Source organism: Streptomyces durocortorensis (assembly GCF_016901035.1).
GTDB classification, from domain to species: domain Bacteria; phylum Actinomycetota; class Actinomycetes; order Streptomycetales; family Streptomycetaceae; genus Streptomyces; species Streptomyces durocortorensis.
This window is the reverse complement of record NZ_JAFEUF010000007.1, coordinates 36,869-57,316: the sequence shown is the minus strand read 5'-3', so window position 1 is coordinate 57,316 and position 20,448 is coordinate 36,869. Positions and strand designations below refer to the sequence as shown.

16 protein-coding genes and 5 pseudogenes are annotated in these 20,448 nt (G+C 69.3%); 14 read left to right on the top strand and 7 right to left on the bottom strand.

Annotated elements, in window-relative coordinates; genetic code table 11:
• Positions 1-109 precede the first annotated feature (109 nt).
• Both JS521_RS03000 and JS521_RS02995 read right to left on the bottom strand, forming a co-directional pair.
• Positions 110-199 (bottom strand): annotated as a pseudogene (locus JS521_RS03000) (IS5/IS1182 family transposase); the annotation flags it as partial.
• A gap of 121 nt (positions 200-320) precedes the next feature.
• Complete coding sequence (locus tag JS521_RS02995; RefSeq protein ID WP_205081129.1) at positions 321-758, bottom strand: DUF642 domain-containing protein; 438 nt, start codon at positions 756-758, stop codon at positions 321-323.
• A 9-nt stretch (positions 759-767) separates the two neighbouring features.
• Here JS521_RS02995 and JS521_RS02990 point away from each other — a divergent pair, with 9 nt between their 5' ends.
• The 5 genes and pseudogenes from JS521_RS02990 to JS521_RS02970 all read left to right on the top strand — a co-directional run bounded on the left by JS521_RS02990 (position 768) and on the right by JS521_RS02970 (position 5,512).
• Positions 768-2,042: a hypothetical protein gene (locus tag JS521_RS02990; RefSeq protein ID WP_239486729.1), complete on the top strand. Its 1,275-nt coding sequence runs from the start codon at positions 768-770 to the stop codon at positions 2,040-2,042.
• A gap of 15 nt (positions 2,043-2,057) precedes the next feature.
• Positions 2,058-2,601 (top strand): annotated as a pseudogene (locus JS521_RS02985) (GNAT family N-acetyltransferase); the annotation flags it as partial.
• Positions 2,602-2,813: 212 nt separating this feature from the next.
• Positions 2,814-2,942: pseudogene (locus tag JS521_RS02980) on the top strand (DUF397 domain-containing protein); the annotation flags it as partial.
• Between the two features lie 555 nt (positions 2,943-3,497).
• The gene (locus JS521_RS02975) at positions 3,498-4,865 is read left to right on the top strand and encodes an outer membrane protein assembly factor BamB family protein (RefSeq protein ID WP_205081128.1); all 1,368 of its coding nucleotides are present in this window, start codon (positions 3,498-3,500) and stop codon (positions 4,863-4,865) included.
• A gap of 224 nt (positions 4,866-5,089) precedes the next feature.
• The gene (locus JS521_RS02970) at positions 5,090-5,512 is read left to right on the top strand and encodes a hypothetical protein (RefSeq protein WP_205081127.1); all 423 of its coding nucleotides are present in this window, start codon (positions 5,090-5,092) and stop codon (positions 5,510-5,512) included.
• Here JS521_RS02970 and JS521_RS02965 read toward each other — a convergent pair.
• Entirely contained in the window at positions 5,468-6,571 is a 1,104-nt protein-coding gene (locus tag JS521_RS02965; protein WP_307847753.1) for an IS630 family transposase, read from the bottom strand. The two genes, JS521_RS02970 and JS521_RS02965, sit on opposite strands and share 45 nt — an antisense overlap.
• 139 nt (positions 6,572-6,710) lie before the next feature.
• On the opposite strand from JS521_RS02965, the pseudogene JS521_RS02960 reads away from it, so the two are divergent.
• Positions 6,711-7,820, top strand: a pseudogene (locus JS521_RS02960) (IS701 family transposase); the annotation flags it as partial.
• Between the two features lie 513 nt (positions 7,821-8,333).
• Here JS521_RS02960 and JS521_RS02955 read toward each other — a convergent pair.
• Both JS521_RS02955 and JS521_RS02945 read right to left on the bottom strand, forming a co-directional pair.
• Positions 8,334-8,633: a hypothetical protein gene (locus JS521_RS02955; protein ID WP_307847752.1), complete on the bottom strand. Its 300-nt coding sequence runs from the start codon at positions 8,631-8,633 to the stop codon at positions 8,334-8,336.
• A gap of 198 nt (positions 8,634-8,831) precedes the next feature.
• Positions 8,832-9,248, bottom strand: a pseudogene (locus JS521_RS02945) (transposase); the annotation flags it as partial.
• A 151-nt stretch (positions 9,249-9,399) separates the two neighbouring features.
• Here JS521_RS02945 and JS521_RS02940 point away from each other — a divergent pair.
• The 6 genes from JS521_RS02940 to fxlM all read left to right on the top strand — a co-directional run bounded on the left by JS521_RS02940 (position 9,400) and on the right by fxlM (position 16,281).
• The gene (locus JS521_RS02940) at positions 9,400-9,717 is read left to right on the top strand and encodes a hypothetical protein (RefSeq protein ID WP_205081126.1); all 318 of its coding nucleotides are present in this window, start codon (positions 9,400-9,402) and stop codon (positions 9,715-9,717) included.
• Positions 9,718-9,939: 222 nt separating this feature from the next.
• The gene (locus JS521_RS02935) at positions 9,940-10,722 is read left to right on the top strand and encodes a transposase family protein (protein ID WP_307847751.1); all 783 of its coding nucleotides are present in this window, start codon (positions 9,940-9,942) and stop codon (positions 10,720-10,722) included.
• A gap of 193 nt (positions 10,723-10,915) precedes the next feature.
• Positions 10,916-11,152, top strand: coding sequence for a PP2C family serine/threonine-protein phosphatase (locus JS521_RS02930; RefSeq protein WP_205081124.1), 237 nt, complete (start codon positions 10,916-10,918; stop codon positions 11,150-11,152).
• A 420-nt stretch (positions 11,153-11,572) separates the two neighbouring features.
• Positions 11,573-12,349 carry a hypothetical protein gene (locus JS521_RS02925; RefSeq protein WP_239486714.1) on the top strand — a complete coding sequence of 259 codons (777 nt, stop codon included), beginning with the start codon at positions 11,573-11,575 and terminating at the stop codon, positions 12,347-12,349.
• On the top strand, positions 12,321-13,796 hold the full coding sequence (locus tag JS521_RS02920; protein ID WP_205081123.1) for an NUDIX domain-containing protein: 1,476 nt from the start codon (positions 12,321-12,323) through the stop codon (positions 13,794-13,796). Before JS521_RS02925 ends, JS521_RS02920 begins: the two co-directional genes overlap by 29 nt.
• A 115-nt stretch (positions 13,797-13,911) precedes the next feature.
• Positions 13,912-16,281 (top strand): methyltransferase, FxLD system, encoded by a 2,370-nt coding sequence (fxlM, locus tag JS521_RS37165; RefSeq protein ID WP_205081122.1) that lies wholly within the window; start codon positions 13,912-13,914, stop codon positions 16,279-16,281.
• 99 nt (positions 16,282-16,380) lie between these two features.
• Here fxlM and JS521_RS02910 read toward each other — a convergent pair whose 3' ends face one another.
• Both JS521_RS02910 and JS521_RS02905 read right to left on the bottom strand, forming a co-directional pair.
• Entirely contained in the window at positions 16,381-16,965 is a 585-nt protein-coding gene (locus JS521_RS02910; RefSeq protein WP_205081121.1) for a hypothetical protein, read from the bottom strand.
• 310 nt (positions 16,966-17,275) lie between these two features.
• The gene (locus JS521_RS02905) at positions 17,276-17,461 is read right to left on the bottom strand and encodes a hypothetical protein (RefSeq protein WP_158726918.1); all 186 of its coding nucleotides are present in this window, start codon (positions 17,459-17,461) and stop codon (positions 17,276-17,278) included.
• A 652-nt stretch (positions 17,462-18,113) separates the two neighbouring features.
• Between JS521_RS02905 and JS521_RS02900 the strand changes: the two genes are divergently transcribed.
• Positions 18,114-18,704: a phosphoesterase gene (locus JS521_RS02900; RefSeq protein ID WP_205081120.1), complete on the top strand. Its 591-nt coding sequence runs from the start codon at positions 18,114-18,116 to the stop codon at positions 18,702-18,704.
• On the top strand, positions 18,701-20,281 hold the full coding sequence (locus JS521_RS02895; protein WP_205081119.1) for an alkaline phosphatase D family protein: 1,581 nt from the start codon (positions 18,701-18,703) through the stop codon (positions 20,279-20,281). The genes JS521_RS02900 and JS521_RS02895 overlap by 4 nt, the downstream gene beginning before the upstream one ends.
• Positions 20,282-20,448 lie beyond the last annotated feature (167 nt).

Here is a 20,448-nt window from a genome sequence, read left to right as displayed (position 1 = left end):
TAGTGCACACGCTAGATACGTCAGATGACGCCGGGGCGACACGCACAGCACGGCGCCGCAACCACCAGTGCCGCGGTGGACATCCGCCGTTCCCCCACCCGTAAGGTCCCCCTTTCAGGGCCCGCATGTTCACCGAGTCAATCGCGCACCGGGACCAGTCCAACTCGCCGCGGGCACCGAGCTCGTCCAGGACCAGCCGGCGGGGTAGACACGGGTGCAGACCGCTGCCGGCGACGGCCTGCGGGTGTCGCGGCCCACACCGCCGGGTGCCCGGGAGGAGGGCAGCGGCGGGAGCGGGGTGTTGATGGTGCCTCAGCCGGTCACCTCGAGTGAGGACTCAGCTGCGTGCCCTTGTGCAGGCAGAGCACCAGCAGGCAGCTCCGGATCGTGACGTCGTCGACGGCGGGGCCATGGAGGCCGGTCGTGGTGCTGGTGAGAGTCAGCGTCGCCGAGGTATCGAGCACCGTGGTGAAGTACGCGGTGCGCTGTTCCCAGCCCATGTCGCGGGGGCCGCGGCCGGTGGTGTCGAAGGTGAGGTCGTCGATGAGTGCGCCGTTGACCCTGACCTCTCCCGTCTTGACCACGGGCGCCGCGCCGGTGTTGCCGGCCAGCTTGTATGTGACGACGTAGGTGGTGAGCGGGAGCGCAGGGACGGTCCGGGAGATGCTGCCTGGAGCGGCCTGCGTACTCCCGCGTTCACCACGCTGCTGGGGGCCGAGCTTCACGCGCCGCGCACCGAGGCGGGTCCGTCCCGGCACATCCTCGCGGTGGGTCTGCCGCTCAACTTCGCGCCACCCGCACCGGACGAGGACGGGCCGCAGCTGGCCCGTCGGGCTCGCAACGCGGGTGCCTTCGTCGGCATGGCCCACCAGCGGCTGCCCAACCGCGATGCCCGCCGGGTCCTGGTGGCCTGGTTCGGGCACAGCCTGGAGCGGTTATGGGCTCCGGCCGGTGTGGCCGCTGTCGCGTCACGAGGCGGTGGTCTCGACCTTGAGGGCGCCGATCTCCACGAGATGAGAAGAGGGGCTGCCATGGCCGCACGACGAGCACGGGACTTCGCTTTGGGTGCTGAGCAGGGACAACTGGGCGACGAGACCCTCGGATACCTCCAGGACGAGGTCCGCCGTATCACCGAGCAGTACCCGCGGGTGCCGCTCCCGACGCTGTTCGACGATCTGGCGGCGGCGCAGAGCGATGCCTTCCGCCTGATCGAGGGAGGCCGGGCCCGGCCTTCGCAGATGCGGCAGCTCCACGTGATGGCCACGCTGCTGTCCTGGCACATGGCCAAGGCGTGCCACGACCTCGGCGACGAGAGCTCGGCGATGATGCACGCCCGCGCCGCCGGGGTCAGCGCCGAACAGGCCGAACACCCCGCCCTGAGCGCCCTCGTCCACGGGCTGAAGAGCCTCATCTCGTACTGGTCCGGGCGGGGCGAGGACGCCCTGTCCCACGCCCGCCGGGGTGCTGCTGAGTATCAGCAGGTCCATGGCACGGTCAGCGTCTGGCTCCCCTCGCTGGAGGCGCGCGCCGCCGCGCTCCTGGGTGACGCGGCCGGGGCGGCTGCCGCGGTCGAGCAGGCCGCCCGCCGGCGCGAGGCGGTCGAGCCGGACGATCTGAACGAGCTCGGCGGGCTGCTGACCTTCCCGCCGCAGAAGGAGCTGTACTACCGGGTCGAGACGCAGGTCCTGCTCGGCCAGGGAGCCACCGGTACGGCGACCGGGGCGGCTGCCGAGCAGGCGGTCGCCGCGTTCAGCGATCCGGATGCGCCGTACTGGGCGTTCGGCGACGAGGCCGGGGCACGCTGCAATCTCGCGGTGGTCCGGCTGCACGACGACGAACTCGACGGAACCGTCGACGCTCTGCGGCCGGTCCTCGATCTGCCGCCCGCGCAGCGCAACCGCGGCATCGTCGTCTCCGCCCAGCGCGTTCACCGCGCCCTGGGACACAGTCCGGCCCGCACGTCGCACCTCGCCCGCGAACTCCGTGAGGAGATCACCCAGTACGCTCCGGCCACTCCCCCGGCCACCGCCCTGCCGCGCTGACCGTAGAGTCCTGCCATGTACCCGATCAGCCGCCACAGCCAGCGCCTCCACCTGCGTGAGCTCCGTCCCGACGACGTCGAGGACATGTTCGCGATCTACGGCGATCCCCGCGCGACCGAGCACATGAGCTTCGACCCGCGCACCCGCCAGGACGTCGAGGGGATCGTCGCCCGGTCGATCGCCTCGGCGCGGCCGCAGACCCCCGCCAGGAGTACGCCCTGGCCGTCGCCGACACCGGAGACGGGCGGCTGATCGGGTCGGCCGCCTCGCCCTGGACCCCCACCAGCCCCGGGCCGCGACCTTCGGCTTCGCCCTCAACCCGGACGTCTGGGGCAACGGATACGGCACCGAGACCGTACGGCTGCTGCTGGCCTGCGCCTTTGAAGACCTCGGACTCCACCGGGTCTGGGGAGCCCGCTCCCCCCACAACACCGCCTCCGCCCGCACCATGCAGCGCGCAGGGCTCATCGAGGAGGGCTACATCCGCGAGCACGTCCAACGCGGCGGCCGATGGAGCGACTCCGTCACCCACTCCATCCTCGACCACGAGTACGCCGCTGATGCCGCAGGGTGTCCGTCGGCTGAACCGGTTGTTGGCGGCCCGGTCGCACGCGAGCTCACCCCACCACTGGTAGCCAGCCCAGCCCACAGCGATCCCACCAAGCGCCGGCGCCGCGTCCGCGAAGGTGAGCTGCCCTGCGCACAGGGCCGCGGCCGTCATGGTGACGGCGCCCGCGACGAGACGGTTCCGGCAGTTCCGGCGCCGCAGGTGGGCGAGTTACCCGCCCGGCTGGTGAGGTTCTGGTGCGGGAATCCAAGCGGCGTACTGGGCCCCGCATCAGCGTCACCCCCGGCTCGTTCGCCGACCTCGTCGACTGGGCCAAGACCCACCAGGTCTAGTCTCCTGGCGCCGTCTGCAACCGTCACGGCCTGCCGATCGTCCACTTTCGCGACACAGCAAGGAGCTGCGAATGCGTAACTCGGGTGACCGGCAGGCCCGTTCCAGACTCGCGAGAAAGCGGCCGGGCCCGCACCGGATGGCGTCGACTCCCGTGGGTTCACCTCGGCACGGTCGCTGGGGCCGTTGCGGCGGCGCAGCTCGGTGGCATGGAGCGGGCGGGGTGCGGCCGGGGCGGCCTCGGTGGGTGACGCGGAGCTGGCGGGCTGCTCGTGCTCGCCCGTGGCGAAGAGTGTGGTTGCCGGGTCTCAGCAGTCAGGGGCCGTCGCGGTTTCCGCGATCAGGTCTGGGCCGCCCGTCGCCGGATGGGGATCATGGCGGTGAACGGGGACCGTGGGGTGGCTTTTCGGCCACCGGCGGGAGGGGGGTACATGGCACGCGGACGCACTGTCGCTGGTCCGTCGGGTGGGGTCCCTCCTTGGCCGGTGGCCGGACCGGTTGCGGCCGTCATAGCCGTGCCTGGCGGGGCGGCCGCAGGAGCGCTTCTGACCGGCTGCATGTTGTGGTTGCTGGACTTGGGTGACGGCGGCGAGGGGGCATACGCCTTCGGAGGTGCTCTCGGCCTGTGGATCACCTGGTGGCCGTTTCTCCGCGCCGTGCGGACGCATGGCCTCTGGGCCTGGACCGGTGGTCTCGTCGCCGCCGTCCTGGTCGCGTCGGCAGCCGTCTCCTCACCGGGGGAGTTCGTACGGCCCGTATGGTCGGCCCCACACGACACCCAGGCCGGTACGTCGGCTGTGGGCAGCTGGCACGACCACGGCGTCATCGTCCGGGTACGGGCGGACAGGGTGACCGCGTTCCGGGTTGAGGGCGGTGGTACCGCCTGGACCTGGAGCCCGCCTGGCCGGGAGACGGTCTGCACACTGAGCCGTCGGACGCCAGCGGGCATCGGTGTCCTCGGACACACCACGGGCGGCGCGTCCTGCGCGGCCGCGTCCGCCCTGGACCTCAGGACCGGGCGGGAGATCTGGCGTTCCTCCATAACACCGAAGGACCGTGTCCTGGAAGGCCAGGTACCCGACCTGATCGCGGTCACCGGCGAGACCGTGCTCCTGCCCGAGGCCCGAGGGTGGAGGGCTGTCCGGCTGTCCGACGGGCGGGACCGCTGGCGCGCCGCGAGCGCGGCAGGCTGCTCCCCCTTTGCCGTCGACGGCGACGACCGCACCGTGGTGACCGTCGACGACTGCGGTGCGCGTGCCGTTCCCGCGCTGGCCACGTACGACGGTCGCGACGGCCGACGACTCAGCCGCGGCGAAGTGCCCACGGTCGGCACCCCGCGGTTCCTGACGGTCCTGTCCGCCGCTCCTCTGACTCTGTGGGTGCACGAGAACGACGTCCGCGGCACCCGCGCGGTGCTCCGTTACGACGAACGGGGAGACGTCCGCACCACGTTGCGGACCGACGGGCCTACGGGGGAGATCCGTATCCTGCCCGGATACCCCGGCGCGTACCTCGACGTGCTGGAGGCCCGCCCGGTCCGCTCGGCCGCCGTGGTTGGTGACACCTTGGTGGCGGCCGAGGTGCGACCCGGTGACCGGCGGTGGGTGTCCAGCGGGAACAAGGTGGCTCACCAGACGACGCGGGGCCGGATATCCGGGTTTTCTCTGACCAGTGGCGCCCGGCTATGGAGCGTCGACACCGACGACGAGATCGAAGCGGTGACCCGCCACGAGGAAGAAGTCTGGGTAATCGGCGGCAGTGAGCTGACGGCTGTCCTCCCCAGGACCGGTCTACGGACCCACGAGATCGCGACCCGGGATACTCACACCGGGTTCCCCGCCGACCTGTGGATCCTCCGCTCCGGCGGGTACGCACTGGTCCACGCAGACGGGGGCCGTACGGCACCCGTCACCATCCTGCGCTGAACACACCAGGGAGCAGAGCTGCTCATGAACGGGCGCCACTTCACCCCCTCGGCGACGGCTGCAGCCGGGGCAGCGTGGGGACTGAGCCATGCTCTCCGCCCCCGTGATCCTCAAGGCCGCCTAGCTAGTGGCTTGTCTCAGATCCTTGGCCGGACATCTCGGTAGGCTGCCGGGCGATCGCGACTGCTCTGGGTGGCGGCATCTTGCGGATGAGAGGTAGGGACGTGTCGGGCAGCGAAGCGTCCAGCGGCGGTGCAGCGGCCGTGGCAGCCGTTCGGAACTCAGTCTTCCTGGGTGTGTTCCTCGCCGTGGCAGCCCATCCCAGAGTGCCTTTCACCGTTGTTGAACTGGCAGGCCGTGGCATCACCGCAGGCGCGGCTGCGACTCGTTGGGTGCTGGAGGTCGGGAAGCCGTCCCTGGACGGCTTCACCTTGGCCGACAAGCTCATCGATCTCGGCGAGCGGGAAGACCAGCTCGTCGACCTGTGGCAGGGCTATGGAAGCGGCGAGGTCGACGCTGCGGCCTTCGAGACCCGACTGGCGGAGATCGTCGCTGCCATGGAGAAGTGGCCGTCGGTTCCCGAGGGGCTGGTGGAGGACTTCTCAAGGCGCCTTCGCGGGGTACTGAGTCCAGGTTCGGATCGGTGACTCCGGGGCGAAAGCAGTCTTCGGCGCGGCGCGGGCGCTGTGCCAGCGGATGTAGGCGTTGATGGCGGCGTTCTGCTCGTCGTGGCTGCGGTGATCGGTGCCGTTGAGCGCGAAGTAGCGCAGGGCCGCGAACTCGGACTCGATCCAGTTCAGCCATGAACCGTAGGTGGGCAGGAAGACCAGCTCGATCTCGTTGGCCGCCGCCCAGGCGCGGACGTTCGGGTGCTTGTGCGGGGAGAAGTTGTCCAGCACGACGTAGAGCTTCTTGCCGGGCCAGCGACTGCGCAGGGCCTTGAGCAGGTCGAGGAACTCGCGCCAGCGTTTGCGCTTGCGGATCCGGTAGTAGATCTTGCCGGTGGCCAGGTCAAGGGCGGCGAGCATGTGCATCACGCCGTCGTAGCGGTTGTAGGTGGCCCGCAGCCGGCGCGGGGACCGTACTCGGCGCCATGCTTTGCCCTTGCGGGGCTGGAGGCCGAGCGGGCCGAACTCATCGACGCAGACCACTCGGCCGTCCACGGGTGGAGCACCATAGAGCTCCAGCACACGGTGCATCTTGGCTATGAAGTGCGGGTCGTTGGAGGACTTCCAGGTGGTGGTGGTCTGCCAGGAGACTCTGCCCTCGTTCAGGATGCGGCGCAGGGTCTCACGACTGATCGCGGGCACCACCCGGCGCTGGACCAGGTGCTCGGCGAGCTTGGCCAGGCTCCAGGTGGAGAACGCGGCGACCTTCCAGTCGGCAGGGGACGTCCGGGCGATCAGGCAGACGCGCTCGCGCGTCTGGTCATCGATCGTTCGGGGGCGCCCCCCGCTCCATTTTGGGTTCAGCGCATCGAACCCCCGCCCGTTGAACGCATGGATGACATCGCGCACATAGTCCTCGCTGACCTGCAGTAACGAGGTTATTTTCCGGACCGGTTGGCCCTGCGCGGACATCAGCACCACGATCGCCCGCCGCAGCCGAACCGGGTCCTTCGATGTCCTGCCGATCCGCTGCAGACGCCGGCCCTCCTCCACGCTCACCGACCGGACGAACACCCCCGGGCGACGGGCCACAGTCACCTCCAAGATCAGAATCTGGAGACAGCCTGACGGGCAACGAGCAACGGATCAATTACCAGGTCAACCATCCGAGCCGAGCCACTAGTAGGGCTTTGTTATGTCTCTGGGCAGGTGGTCGCTTTGGTGGTTTCCTGCCGGTATGAGGTTGAATGAACTAGCAGTGTGCAAGGGTCGGTTGGAGGAGTTCGCCGGGGAGGTGTTCGCTCCTTTGGTGCGTGCTGACCAGCGGGTGAAGGGCGGGCTGTATCTGCGAGGACTGCTCCTGGACGGGCATCGGAAGTCGATGCAGCCGATGGCCGGGCGCCTGGGTGTGGACCATCAGCAGTTACAGCAGTTCATGACGTCGTCGACCTGGTCGGTGGAGCCGGTCCGCACCAGGCTGGCCCGCCGGGCGGTGGCGGTGGTGAGGCCACAGGTGTGGGTCGTGGACGACACCGGTTTCCCGAAGGACGGAACGTCCTCGCCCGGGGTGGCCAGGCAGTACTCCGGCACCCTGGGCAAGGTCGGGAACTGCCAGATCGGGGTCAGTGTCCATGCCGCGTCCGACACCGTTTCGTGCCCGCTGTCCTGGCGTCTGTTCCTGCCCGGCAGCTGGGACGAGGCCGCCGATCGCCGGGCCCGTTGCCGGATACCCGATCAGGAACATCACCGGCCGAAATGGCAGCTCGCGCTGGACATGCTCGACGAACTGGCCACGAGCGGACTGTGGCCCGCGGTGCTGGTCGCGGACACCGGATACGGAGCGAACGCCGCCTTCCGCCATGGTCTGGAAGACCGCGCTCTGGCCTACGCTCTGCAGGTCAAGGGTGAGATGACCGCCCACGCCCAGACAGCCGAACCCTACGAGCCGCCTTACGGCGGGCTCGGGCCACGTCCACTGCCCCGCTACCGCACCCGGCCGGTCAGCCTGCGCGAGCACGTCCTGGCCGCCGGGCGGGCACGAGCCGTCACGGTCACCTGGCGCGAAGGATCCAAGGCCGCCATGTCCGCCCGCTTCGTGTTCCTGCGCGTCCGCCTCGCCGGCCGCCGTCCGAAACCGGCTTCCGACGGCGTCATCGGCCTTCGATGGCTGATAGCCCAATGGCCCGAAGGCCAGGACGAGCCGGTCAAGTACTGGATCTCCAACCTGCCGGCCGACATCCCGCCCCGCGATCTGGTCCGCCTCGCGAAGCTGCGGTGGCGCATCGAGCACGACTACCGCGAGCTGAAGACCACACTCGGCCTCGACCACTTCGAGGGCCGCTCGTGGGGCAGGGATACGCTGCCCGCCAGACTTCGCTGCGCAAGAGCGGATGTGACACAGGGGGCGGCGATGACGGAGTTCAGCAGCACGGGATGGATCGCTCTCTTCTCGAACCGGCAGGCGAATGTTGAGGGGTGGGACCTGGTGACCCGCATCGCTCTCGTTGCCGATATCGAGAAGGGCGTCCTGAAGCCGGTGACCGACTATCCGGACTTCCAGCGTCTGGCCTACGCGCACAAAGTGATCGGTGCGATACCAGCCTCTCCGGGGCACCGGGCGCATTGGGACGACTTTGAAGGCGGTGTCCCTCGTACCGAGACGATCGTCGGCTGGTTGGTGACGGAGGGGGCTGGCGTTCTGCCGTTGACAGCGGACGGCGCCACCGCCGAGGACGCCGACCTGATGCTGGCACCGGGCGAGGAAGCACCGTCCGCGTGATACCGGTACTCAGCTACGGAGCGACCGGGCCGGCTTCCATCTTCTCCGCAAGCGCGTCCTGCTCTACTCGTGATGCACAGGTCAGACCGCATCATCAATGAGCCCGAAGCCTTCCGGAAACCCTTCCAGGAACTCCCGGCGCGCGGGGTCGGACTCGGCTTCGGCCATCGTCCCAAGCAGACCGATCAGTTCGCTCCGTTGCTCGCTCGACAGCTTGCTGACCAGGTGGGCGACACCCTCCAGCACCTTGACGGCCTCGTCTGGATCCATCTGCTCGTCTTCACTGCCCTCGATGAACCACAGGGCATCGACCAAGGCCGCGGCCAGGGCTTGAGCCAGAGACGAGTACACGGGCATGAAGGCGGTCTCCCAGCAGGTCACGACAGCAGAGTCCGGCCATCCCACCACACAACACTGACATCACACTCAGTCAACCCTCCACGGAAAGTGAGCCAGAACCGTACTCGTGGTCAACGCCCCGCCCGGCCCGCTGAGCCCGCCACGGAGAACCTGGTGCTTCTGGGAACCGGACGGAGGTCCCTTCGACGCGTCGCTGACCTCCTCCTGGTCACGGCTGGGTGCGCAGATCACCGAGTACGGCCAGCCGGGCACGGGAACGTGCTGGTCCTTGCCCCGGCCGTAGGTGTGGCACAGAATCCGCTGCGGTGAGGTGTGAGCGTTGGGCCGCAGCCAGCAGGTGAGATCGGCGGCCAGGACCAGCCGGCCGTCCGCCGCCCGTGGCAGCGGAACCGCGGCCAGGGCCCGTCGCAGCCGGTCCACATCGACCCGGCCCGCGGACAGGGCGTCGTAGAGCCCGCCGTGCCCGCGACGGTGTTCACCGACCAGCGACCGGACCGGACCGTCCGCGCACAACACCGCGTCCGCGAGTTCGAACAGCGCGTCCGCACGCCGGGTCAGACAGGAGTAGAACTCGCCCCGGAAGCGTGACAGTCCCGCAAACGGATCCTGCCGGACAACATGATGCGACAGACTCATCCCCACGGCCTTCGTGCTGAGCGTTGTGTGTTCCTTGGCCGGATCACATGCTCGGCCGAAGGCCGCCCGCACGTAGGGCAGTTACCAATCCGAGTGATCAAGTACGACGGGTCGTTCGGACTCCGAGACCAAAAATCAGGGAAGGAGCAGAATGACCGGTCCCGACAGCGAGTGGCAGCTCCTGCACGGCGGTACTCTCGTCGGCACGATCACCGTCGACGAGGCAGGCATGCCTTGGCAGCGTGGACGCTTCTTCCCTGAGCCTGCCTTCAGCCAGTTCAGGCCCTGGTTCGACGAGCTCAACGCCATCCTCGAGGCTGAAGAGTTCGAACGGTTCGACGACGCATACGATCGCATCGAAAGTGCCCTAACCCTGGTGTCGCCAACAGGGCCTGTTGGCAACTTCCTCCTCCACATCGACCAGGACCGTGCCTCGTTCCGCTGGGACGCGGAACCGCCAACAGGTTAAAGATCAAGCTAACGAGCTCGTGCACGGTAAGCGGTGGGACGTCGAGCGCGGATCGGCGATCATGGCTGCGTGGTGGGGAACGTGACGCGCAGAGCGATCATCAGCGACCGGAGGATCACGGGCTTATCGGCCGCTGTGATCGCTGAACTCGTCGCTGAAGTCGGCCCGTTGTGGCATGAACGGCACCAGGCCAGGCTTGCGTCCAGGCAGCGGAAGCGTGCCGTGGGCGCTGGTGTGAAGCACCAGATGGTGTTCGTCGACCGGCTCCTGGCCACGCTGGTGCACCTTCGCCATGGGGTTACTCATGATGTGCTGGCCTGCTGGTTCGGCGTGGACCGCTCGACCGTCACCCGGGCTGTCGGTGAGGTGCGGCCCCTGCTCGCCGAGCGAGGGTGCACCGTCAGCCCCGGCGTACGGCTGCGTTCCCTGGCCGAGGTCGTGGAGCATCTCGGCCAGGCCGGGAAGACCGGCATCATCGACGGCACCGAGATCCGTGTCCGCCGCCCGGCCGCCGGCCGCAAGGTCCGGGACAAGTTCATCTCCGGCAAGAACAAGCAGAACGCCGTGAAGGCCATGGTCTTCACCGACGGGGACGGGCGACTGCTGTTCTGCAGACCGACCAGACCCGGAAGCTGCGCGGACATCACCCACGCCCGCAAGTTAGGGCTGGTCAAGCTCCTGGCCGACGGGCCGGCGGTCGAGATCCTCGCCGATGCCGGCTACCAGGGACTCGGAGCACAGACCGGCGGCCGCGTCGTGACGCCCCCGCACCGCAAGTTCAAGAAGAACGCCCCGGACTGGTACGAGGAGATGCACGAGCGCCAGCGCAAAGCTCACTCCTCACGCCGTATCCGGGTCGAACACGGCATTGCCCACCTGAAGAACTGGCGGGCACTGGCCCGCCACCTCGGCCGCCGCGAGCACATGGACGACACCGTCCAAGCCATCGCCGGCCTACTGTCCCACCAACAGACCGCAGACCGGATCCCGGCTCGGCAGACGTGAGTACCGAGGGCCCCCGGCCCATCGACGTCCCACCGCTTACCGTGCACGAGCTCGTTATGATGTCGGGCACGATCCCGGTGGGTCCGAAGGAGAAGAACGGGCTCGTGCGTCCGCAGCCCATCTGGCCGAGCCGCTGCCCTTCACGGCTCACGACCACCTGCGCGGCGACCTCACCAACGCCACGCTGGAGACCGTGCCCGGGGTGCTGATCGCCGAGGACGAGCTCGTCATCATCACCAGTGACGGCGTGCACGACGCCGTCCCGGCAGAGCGGATCCAGGAGCTCGCCGTCGCCCACGCCGCCGAACCGCAGCGCCTTGCCGACGCGCTGGTTGCTGCCGCCGGGCCGAACGAGTTCGGGTACTGCGACGACGCGACCGCCGCCGTCCTCCTCCGTCCCGAGGCGAGGACCGCCCAGCAGCCGGGCTGAGCATGCGGCGGGCCGCCGGCATCGCCTGCATCCCAACCCCGACTGCCGTGTCCGCCCGTCTGACCGAGATCAGCAGAAGTGCCTATTTCGGCCAAGATCGCTCCTGCTTTTCCTGGCCGGCGACCGGGTCCGTGTAGCGCACACCACCCGCCACCCCCGGAGAACAAGGGTTCGACGTTCGGCTGAAAGGCGTGTGCTCGTTCCGTGCTCGCTCTCGTTGGACCCGGCAGCCCCAACATCCATAGAAGGGAGCCACGTTGACGCCTTCCGGCCCGCGCCGCGACACCACACCACCCGCCTCCTGCAGACACACCTTGCCCGGAACACTGTGCACGGCAATCAGCGCTCAGCTTCGCGGTTCGATCGGCGAACGCTGCCGACTCGCTCGGCCTGGCGGCTCGCCCTTCGGACGGTGCGCGCATGAGCCGCTCGCCAGAGGACGCCGCAGAAGCACTGGACGAGGCCCATCTGTCGGCCTCGGAGAAGCTGCTGTTCGGCGGGGAACTTGCCTACGACGCAGGCTGGACCCAGCACAACTACGCCTGGCTGAAGCTGAGCCTGAAGGCCATGGCTCTCTCGCTACCCAATCAGATCGCCGTTGCGGTCCGGCTCGCGCATCAGGCCGACCGTGGGGCCCTCTACACGGTGGCGGCCAGCGAGATCGGGCGCGGAGTCGCGCAGGCGGCCTCCCTGGACATGGTGAACTCTCTGCTGGTCGAGCTGCTCTCCGAAGGTGCGATGGAGGAGCGGTTGCGCTCGGCGATGCCGTCGATCATCACGGTGGGGCTGCTCGCGGTCGTCGGGTCGGTGCTCTCCTCGGTGTCGGCCGCTGCCACCGGGATCCTAGAGCCGAAGACCCAGCGGGTCGCGACCGAGAGGTACTTGGCCCTGGTGGCGTGGGTGGAGGTGGAGGCGGTGGAGGACGATGGCTTCCACCCGCTGATGGACTCCGCGCAGTACGGTGCCGATTCGGCGCGGCGGATGCTGGTGTACTGCGCGGCGGTGGTCACCGCCGCAATCTCGCTGGTCGCCGCCGGCGGCGTTCTCTCCCGCCCTCGGACTGCACTCCTCCCCCACACCGGCCCTCGGAGCCGAACCGGAGGTCCTGCCGCACGTCACCCCCAGCCCGTCCGGATCCTCGACCACCACCCCCTGAAAGGCACCGCCCATGCCCCCGTCCCGAGCGCACATCCGTGAACTCGTCACTGCCTACCTCGGCCGTCACCCCGGTGAACGCCCCAACCTGGGACCGCTGCTGGAGGCCCTCGCTACTCCCGGCGAGGTCACCGCCCGGTCGACGCTTCCAGGGCACATCACGTGCAGCGCCGCAGTGATCGATCACGAAGGACGGGTGCTGCACGTCCGGCACAACGCCTCCGGCGGGAAGTGGCTCCTTCCCGGAGGCCATGTCGAACCCGCAGACGCAACACTGATGGCCGCCGCGGTACGCAAGGTCCATGAGGAGACGGGCATTCCTCCGCAGGCGCTCTGCCAGAGTGCGGCGTTCTGCCACGAGCCCGCCGACATCGACGTCCACCCCCTCGACGCCAACCCCGCCAAGGGCGAACCGGCACACCAGCACTACGACTTCCGGTTCGTCTTCCACCTCGTCCCGCCCTCCGGCGAGACGACCGTGCAGGCCGAGGAGATTTCCGGAACGGACTGGCGGCCGCTCGACCAAGTCACCTCCCTCACGACGCGCAACAAGCTCCTCTCCGCTGACGTGAGCGCGGGCCCGGAGCCGGTCAACGCCTCGGTGATCATCCACGACAACGCAGGCCGCTATCTGCTGCACCTGCGCGACCAGCGGGAGGGGATCTGGGAGCCGGGAGTGTTCGCTCTCCTCGGCGGCGGTCGCGCTCCCGGTGACGCCTCACTGGAGGCGACCCTGCTTCGCGAACTCGCCGAAGAGGTACCCGGAGTGAAGCTCTCCGGCCTGGAACCGTACGCCGTGGAGGAGACCACCAGCGTCGACGGGCTGACCGTTCCCGTCCAGGTTTTCACTGCCCTGTGGCAGGGACATCCGGACAGCGCGGGGCTGCGCGAAGGGATTCTGCTGCACTGGAGCACTCCGGACATGCTCGACCGGTCGCCTCAGTCCCCCGGCCTTGGCGACCTCATCCGCCGGCACGCCGCACAGCGCCTCCCGGCAGTGCCCCGGCTGGTGCAGCATCACCGCCTCCCGGCCGGCGGAACCCCCGCGGGAACGGAGCTCCACGTCGTGGGGGTTCACCTCTACCTCCAGGACGCCGACGGCCGGGTCCTTCTTGGGCTGCGGCACCCGGACTCCGCGTACGCCGGACGGCTCTGGCACACCCTGGCAGGGCACTGCGAGAGGGAAGACGCGGTCAGCTCCCTGATCCGGGAGACGGAGGAAGAGGCGGGGCTGATCCTCGACCGCGAGGTGATCGACCTCGTCCACCTGGTCCACAGCCAGGACTCGCCCACCGCGAGCCCGCGGATCCAGCTGTTCTTCCGAGCCCGGTCCTGGTCCGGCGTGCCGCAAGTGCGAGAGCCGGAACGGTGCGTGGAATGGCGGTGGTTCAGCCCCAAGGACCTCCCGGACAACACCGTGCCGTACACCCGGCAGGCGATCGACGCGATCCTCGCGGGCCAGCCGTACTCCGAAATGGGGTGGGCCTGATGACGCGCACTCCCACGCGTACGCCTACAGCCTGACCCCGCCGACCCGGCAGCAGCCCCGCCTCCGTGGCACACCCCAACGAGCACGACCCCGCCAGACGAGCAGGAGCAGAGCGATGATCGCGGTACCGAGGAAGCAGGCGTGGAAGGACCACTACGCCGAGGGGAAAGGATTTCGGCAGGTGGGTGAGGTCGAGCGCGCCCTGCTGGCCAAGCACTCGCCCGTGCCTGACGGCGGCGGACGTGCGCTCGATGTCGGCTGCGGGACCGGTGAGCTGGCGGTCACGCTGGCCAGTATGGGCTACACGGTGGAAGCCGTCGACTACGCGGAGGAAGCCCTCATGCGAGCGCGCTCCGACCACGCCGAGGTGAGCGCGGTGCGGTGGCGGTGTCTGGACATCGAACGGGATCCGCTGCCCGAGGATTCCGGAGACGAGGAGCCCGGGTTCGACCTGATCACGTTGCGGTTGAGCATCGCGTTCATGTCCAACAGGACGGCCGTACTGCGTTCGCTCAGCGCCCAGATGCGTCCGGGAGGCGCGATCGTCGTCATCACCCCGCTCGCGAAGACCACACCCGCCGAGCGCCGGAACATCGCCCTCGACGAAGAAGAACTCGACCTGGTGGCGGAGGGGTTCGAAGACGTGTCGCGGTTCGACGCCGAAGGCCTGGCCGTGCTGGTGCTGCGGGCCCCGGACGGGGAGGCCTTGGTGGTGGAGCGGGGCTGGCCGACCCCGCAGGCGGTCTTCGGCGCTTCGGCCGTCGTGACCGACGCCCAGGGGCGGGTTCTTCTGGGCCGCTCCACCCACGGGATGTGGGAGCTGCCGGCCGGTGGTGTCGAGAGCGGCGAGTCCGCTCCGGCCGCCGCAGTGCGGGAGCTCGCCGAGGAGACCGGGCTGGCGGCGAAGGTGGCGGACGCCCATGTCGTCACGGTCCTGCACGACGACCGGGAGGACGTACGCCGGGTGGCGGCCGTTGTCCGCATCACGGCCTGGGACGGTGAACTCGCCCTCCGCGAGGCCGACAAGTTCGTGCGCTGGGAGTGGTTCCCGCTGCACACGCTGAACGGCCTGGGGAAGCTCTTCGCTCCGTCCGCACTGGCGCTGAACGAGGTCTGGCCCGGCGTCGTGCCCAGGGCGCCCAAGGCCCACTCCTACCCGTGCGCGGCCCCGTACGAGCCGGTGCACGGAGAGCCGGCCGAGGCCGGCCGCCTGCGCGAGCAGATGGCCGGGAACGTGATCCGAGGCGGCTGGGCCCCCTCCCCCCGGGTCCAGGCCGCGCTGCGTGCCGTGCCCCGGCACCGTTTCCTGCCGGAGGCCCCCTTGGCGTCGGCGTACGACGACGACATCGCGGTGGCGACAGTGCGGGACGAGGGCGGGGCGGTTGTCAGCTCCGTCTCGGCGCCGTGGCTGCAGGCCGACATGGCCGAGCAACTGCGCCTGGAGCCGGGAATGCACGTGCTGGAAGTCGGGTCCGGCGGATACAACGCCGAGCTCCTCGCGAACATCGTCGGAGACCGCGGGCGCGTGGTGACCGTGGACCTGGACCCCTTCGTCGTCCGACGTGCGCAGAGACTCTGTGCGGAGGCCGGGAGCGGGCGGGTCACCGCGGTGCTCGGCGACGGCAGCCGGGGTGCGCCCGGGCATGTTCCCCCGGGCGGGTTCGACGCGGTAATCATCACCCACACCACGACCGACCTCGCCCCTGCGTGGCGGGAGCAGCTGGCCGAGGGCGGGCGGCTGGTCGTGCCGCTGGACGTCGGCGGCTACACGCGTGCGATCACCCTGGTCCGCAGGGGCGATGTCCTGCACGCGGAGCACTGGACGTACTGCGGGTTCGTCCGGGACCGCGGTGGCGCCGCCCGCGCCGTCCCCACCGCCACGTTCGCCGGTGGGGAGGTGACCGTCCGGTGGGAGCTGGGGACAGAAGGGAACACGACCGGCTTGGAGGGTGCCCTCTCCGGTGAGCGCTACGAGCTCAGTACGGGCCTGGTCGTCGCCGGGCAGTTCAACTTCGAGACGCTGCAGCTCTTCGCCGCGACGACCCTGGCCGGGTTCTGCCGCCTGAGCGTGCCCCTGGGCTCCGAGCTCGTGACCCAGCAGGACGCGGCCGCGATCGTCACCGACGGATCCCTGGCCTATCTGACCCACGTCAAGATCGCCGACGGGCCCGACACCGCCGACTGGCGCGCCGAGTTCTTCATCCACGCCTACGGGGTCGCCGGGCCAGCGCTGGCCAAGAGGTTCGCCGCGTGTGTCCATACCTGGAACCGGGAGGTACGCGAGAGCTGGTACCCGCCGCTGAGCATCCACCCGGCCGGTACCCCCGACGATCAACTGCCGCCCGGCGACCTGGTCGATACTCCGGCCTGCCGCGCGGTCTTCGACTGGCCCGGCCGTGGATCCCGCGCGCACCTGCGGGCCCCGGCCCACTCGCCTGCCGGGTCCGCCGCCTCAGCGATCGAGCGGTCGAGTGGCCAGCCATAGTGTCGGCGGCCTGTCGCTCTCGCGCAGGATCTGGGGCCCGGCGAGACCAACAGCCAGCTCCGGGTACTCGGCTCTGCCGCCACCCGGTCCGATGGCCGTCTACGACTGCACGGGATCGGGACTCTCCGGGGCCGCGGCGGCAATGGAGGTGTAAAAGACCGAACGCCCCTGCTTGCTGCGCTCGACCCGCCCTTGCGCAACCCCCTGCTCCAGAGCGTTGCGCACGACGGCAGCGGGTACCGTGCGTTCCGGATGTGCATCGGCAAGCGCCGATGTCACTTCCGCCGCGGACTTGGGCTCACTCTGGGCAGCGAGATAGACGGTAGTGCGATCAAGCCATGTCGGCTCTCCGGGCTTCCTCGGCGAGGCATTCTTCTGGACGCCTGCCTTACGTCCGCTCTTCCGCCCCTTCACCGTTGGCGTCTCGCTGTTGAAGCGTGCTGCGGGAACGGCGGCGACCTTGCTCTTAGCCTTCTTCTTCGTCGGTGACTTCGGCGCACCACCAAGCACCTCCTGCATCTTCGTCAGGAGTACCTCGCTCTCCTCCAGCGCAGCGAGCTCGCTCTGCAGGCGCGCCACTTCTGCGCGCACGCGCTCTTGCTCGCCCCTGTTCTCCGACAAGTCCTTGGTGACCCGCTGGGCATACTCGTCCGTGACACTCGGGACAGGAAGGGTTCCAGCCATGTGGTCCTCAGCTCTCGATGCGGTGGGGAGTGTGTGGCGATGATGGTACTCATAGGATTCCAGCCACTTGTCCACCTTGTGCCGAGACAACGAGTACGGCGGCCCCGGGGCCGTCCGCTGGTCATGGCGTGATCAGAGACGAAGGCCCCGGCACCCACCGACGATGGTGCTGCCGGTTCTGTCCGCGCTCAGTGACGCCGGGGACGCGTCCGTCCAGGAGCAGGACGACGGTGCGATCCGGCTCAAGCGCCCCACCCTCACTCGCCAGCCGCTCCTGCCCACGCCACGGACCGCCGAACCGACGCCGGAACTACGCGACCCCGGCTACCTGGCCGAGGTCGTCCTCTTGGCCGTCGCTGACCAGCCGGTTCCACAGCTCTCCCTCACCGAGCACGTCCTCCCCCGCGACGTCCAGCAGTTGGATCTGTCTGTCCGTCGCGCCGGGCGCTGTACCCGTACGGGAACCCATACCGGTGACGAGGTGAGCACCTTCCACGGTGGGCCACCTCCAGGACATCGACACCGAAGCCTCGATCTGACCCACGACGCGCAAACCCGGACCGTCATGTTCCAGCGGACCAGATCGGCACAAAGCCCTTGTCGGGCACAGCACCCTACTGCGGCGGGTCCGTAGAGTCAGCGGACGTTGAGTTGTCGACTGCACATGCTTGGAGGCCTTGGATGGCCTGGGTGCGTTCGAATCGACGGCTTCGGTGCGCTTGGCCGGGGTGTCGAGGACGTTCTCGGCGTTGTTGAGCAGCACGGCCAAGAGGCCCGAGCCCCGGCGGACCCTGGTGACCTCGCCGCGCAGGTGGAGCCAGCCCCCAACATCGGTCACGGTCCAGCCGACATCGGCCACGCCGCGGGCCACCCAGAGGGCACGGGGCACCGAGCAGCCACGGAGCCAGTCCAGCTCCTGGATGAGTTCCCTTGCCGGCTGGAAGCGCTTACTTCCGTAAACACCGTTCCACTATTGTGCGCTACTGGATCTTCCATTGATGGCCCCTTCCTTGTATTTTGCGCATCTGCGACTCGCACTTGTCCGTACAGGTTGCTGAGAAAGTTTGGTGAAGGGCTTCCTGAGGTTCATGCGGGGCTGGTGTGATGCGTGGCGCGACAACACAGCAGAACACCCAGGGGAGACGCGGATGAATCTCGTTGTGAACGGCGACGCGGAGAGTGGGCCGGGAGGAAGTGCGGAGCCGGTCGGCTCGGTGAACGGCTGGAGGATCGCGCAGGGCGCACCCGCGCTGATCGACTACAGCTTCGGCGGAGGGTACCCGGGCCCGTCCGACCCCGGGCCCGCCCAGCGCGGCAGCCGGTTCTTCTCCGGAGGGAACTCGCCCCGTACGGCACTGGTCCAGGACATCGATCTGCCGCAGACCGGGGCGACCGGGCGCGCGGCTGTTGACGCGGGCCGCGTCCGATACGCCGTACGCGGCTGGCTCGGCGGGTACGCGGGCCATGAAGACGGAGTACGGCTGTCCGTGGAGTTCCGGGACGTCAAGGGAACCCCGATCGCGCTGAGCGTGCTCGGGCCCGTGACCGCGGGGGACCGCGGGGGGCGTACCGCACTCCTGCAGTGCGAGGCGGCCTCCACGGTGCCGCCGGGCGCCCGCAGTGCCCGAGTCCTGCTCGTCTTCACGCGCTCTGGCGGCGCGTCCAACGACGGTTACGCGGACGCGATATCCCTCACCCTTGATGCCGCCACCCTCAGCACCGCCGGAGGCCGGTCGTGAAGCTCAATCGCCGTGATCTGCTCAAGGCCGCCGCCGCGTCGGGCGCCCTCGGCGTCGCCTGGCCGCTGGCCGCCGGGCTCTCACCCGCGCAGGCCCGCGAGGCAGCCGAGGCGCTGGGAGCCGGCTACGACCCGGCGCCCTTCACCCTCGGCGTCGCCTCCGGCGACCCGCAGCCCTCGTCCGTCGTTCTGTGGACCCGCCTGGCGCCCGAACCCCTCGCCGCCGAGCAGGACCTTCCCGACGTCGTCGAGGTCGGCTGGGTCGTCGCCGAGGACGCCGGCCTGCGCACGGTCGTCGCCCGCGGCACCGCCCCGGCGTCCGCGACCCTCGGCCACAGTGTGCACGTACCGGTCAGCGGGCTGAGATCCGGGCGGCACTACTTCTACGCCTTCACCGCGCTCGGCCGGACCAGCCGTGTGGGCCGTACGAAGACCGCCCCGGCCGGCGCAGTCGGCGCGGTCCGCTTCGCCGCCGCCAACTGCCAGGCTTTCCACGACGGCTTCTACGCAGCCCACCGCGGCATCGCCCGGGAGAACGTCGACTTCGTCGTCCACCTCGGCGACTACATCTACGAGCACGGCCAGGTCGGCGGCGTCCCCGAGAGCCATGTCCGTGACCACGAGGGCGGTGCGACCTTCACCCTCGCCGACTACCGCAAGCGGCACGCCCTCTACAAGGGGGACGCATCGCTGCGCGAGGCACACGCCGCCCACCCCTGGTTCCTCACCTGGGACGACCACGAGGTGGCCAACGACTTCAGCGGTACGGGCGGCGGCGCCCCCTTCATGCAGCGCAAGGCGGCCGCCTTCCAGGCATGGTTCGAGCACATGCCGCACCGCGACACCTTCGGCGAGGCCGCGCTGCCGGACCCCGAGATCCACCGCGTACGCCGCTGGGGCGACCTGCTGGAGCTGACAGTCCTGGACCTGCGTTCGTATCGCTCGGCGCAGAACCTCGCAGACGGCACCATCCTGGGTGCCGAGCAGAAGTCGTGGCTCAAGCAGGGCATCGACAAGGCCCCGGACACCTGGCATGTCTGGGCCAACTCGATCATGCTCAGCCAGTTGCGCGGCTCGCCCGGCGGCTCGTACATGTTTACCGACCAGTGGGACGGCTTCCTGGCCGAGCGCAAGGAGGTCCTGGGGCATGTGCACAGCAGCGGCCTGGAGGACCTCGTCGTCATCACCGGAGACTGGCACTCCGCCTTCGTCGACGACATCCACACGGACTTCGACGACACCTCGTCACCCGTCGTCGGTACGGAGTTCACCGCGCACTCGGTGACCAGCGGCGCGTACTCCGCCGACTGGAACCGGACCAACGGCCCGCGCATGGGCCGGGCCAATCCGCACCTCAAGTACTTCGAGGGCAACCGCTACGGCTACGACGTGTACGAGGTGACCCCGGAGCGCTTCTCCACCCACATGCGGGTCATCGAGGACCGGCGGGACCCGGCGTCCCCCGTTTCGACCCTGACCACGTTCCATGTGGACCGGGGCACGGTGGGCTCGTACGAGGACCAGGCGACAAAGAACTCCCCGGCGCAATATCGCCGATCCCGCACGAATCGACCGTGACCAGCCGCCCAGCGGCCTTGTGGTGAGGGAGTGCCCGGCCCCCGCCGAACTCCCCGACTGAGCTTCTTCGAGTCGGCCACCGATCGGGTGATGGGCCGTGGTGCGCAACGGACGAGGCCCCCGGGCTGTTGATCGAGATGCCTGACGTCTCGACAACACTGCTCGGG

Bases quoted from the DNA above. Each gene is read 5' to 3' on its own strand.
- JS521_RS02975 (WP_205081128.1), top strand. From the start codon at position 3,498: ATGTTGTGGTTGCTGGACTTGGGTGACGGCGGCGAGGGGGCATACGCC.
- JS521_RS02940 (WP_205081126.1), top strand. From the start codon at position 9,400: ATGACCGGTCCCGACAGCGAGTGGCAGCTCCTGCACGGCGGTACTCTC.
- JS521_RS02925 (WP_239486714.1), top strand. From the start codon at position 11,573: ATGAGCCGCTCGCCAGAGGACGCCGCAGAAGCACTGGACGAGGCCCAT.
- JS521_RS02920 (WP_205081123.1), top strand. From the start codon at position 12,321: ATGCCCCCGTCCCGAGCGCACATCCGTGAACTCGTCACTGCCTACCTC.
- fxlM (WP_205081122.1), top strand. From the start codon at position 13,912: ATGATCGCGGTACCGAGGAAGCAGGCGTGGAAGGACCACTACGCCGAG.
- JS521_RS02910 (WP_205081121.1), bottom strand. From the start codon at position 16,965: ATGGCTGGAACCCTTCCTGTCCCGAGTGTCACGGACGAGTATGCCCAG.
- JS521_RS02900 (WP_205081120.1), top strand. From the start codon at position 18,114: ATGAATCTCGTTGTGAACGGCGACGCGGAGAGTGGGCCGGGAGGAAGT.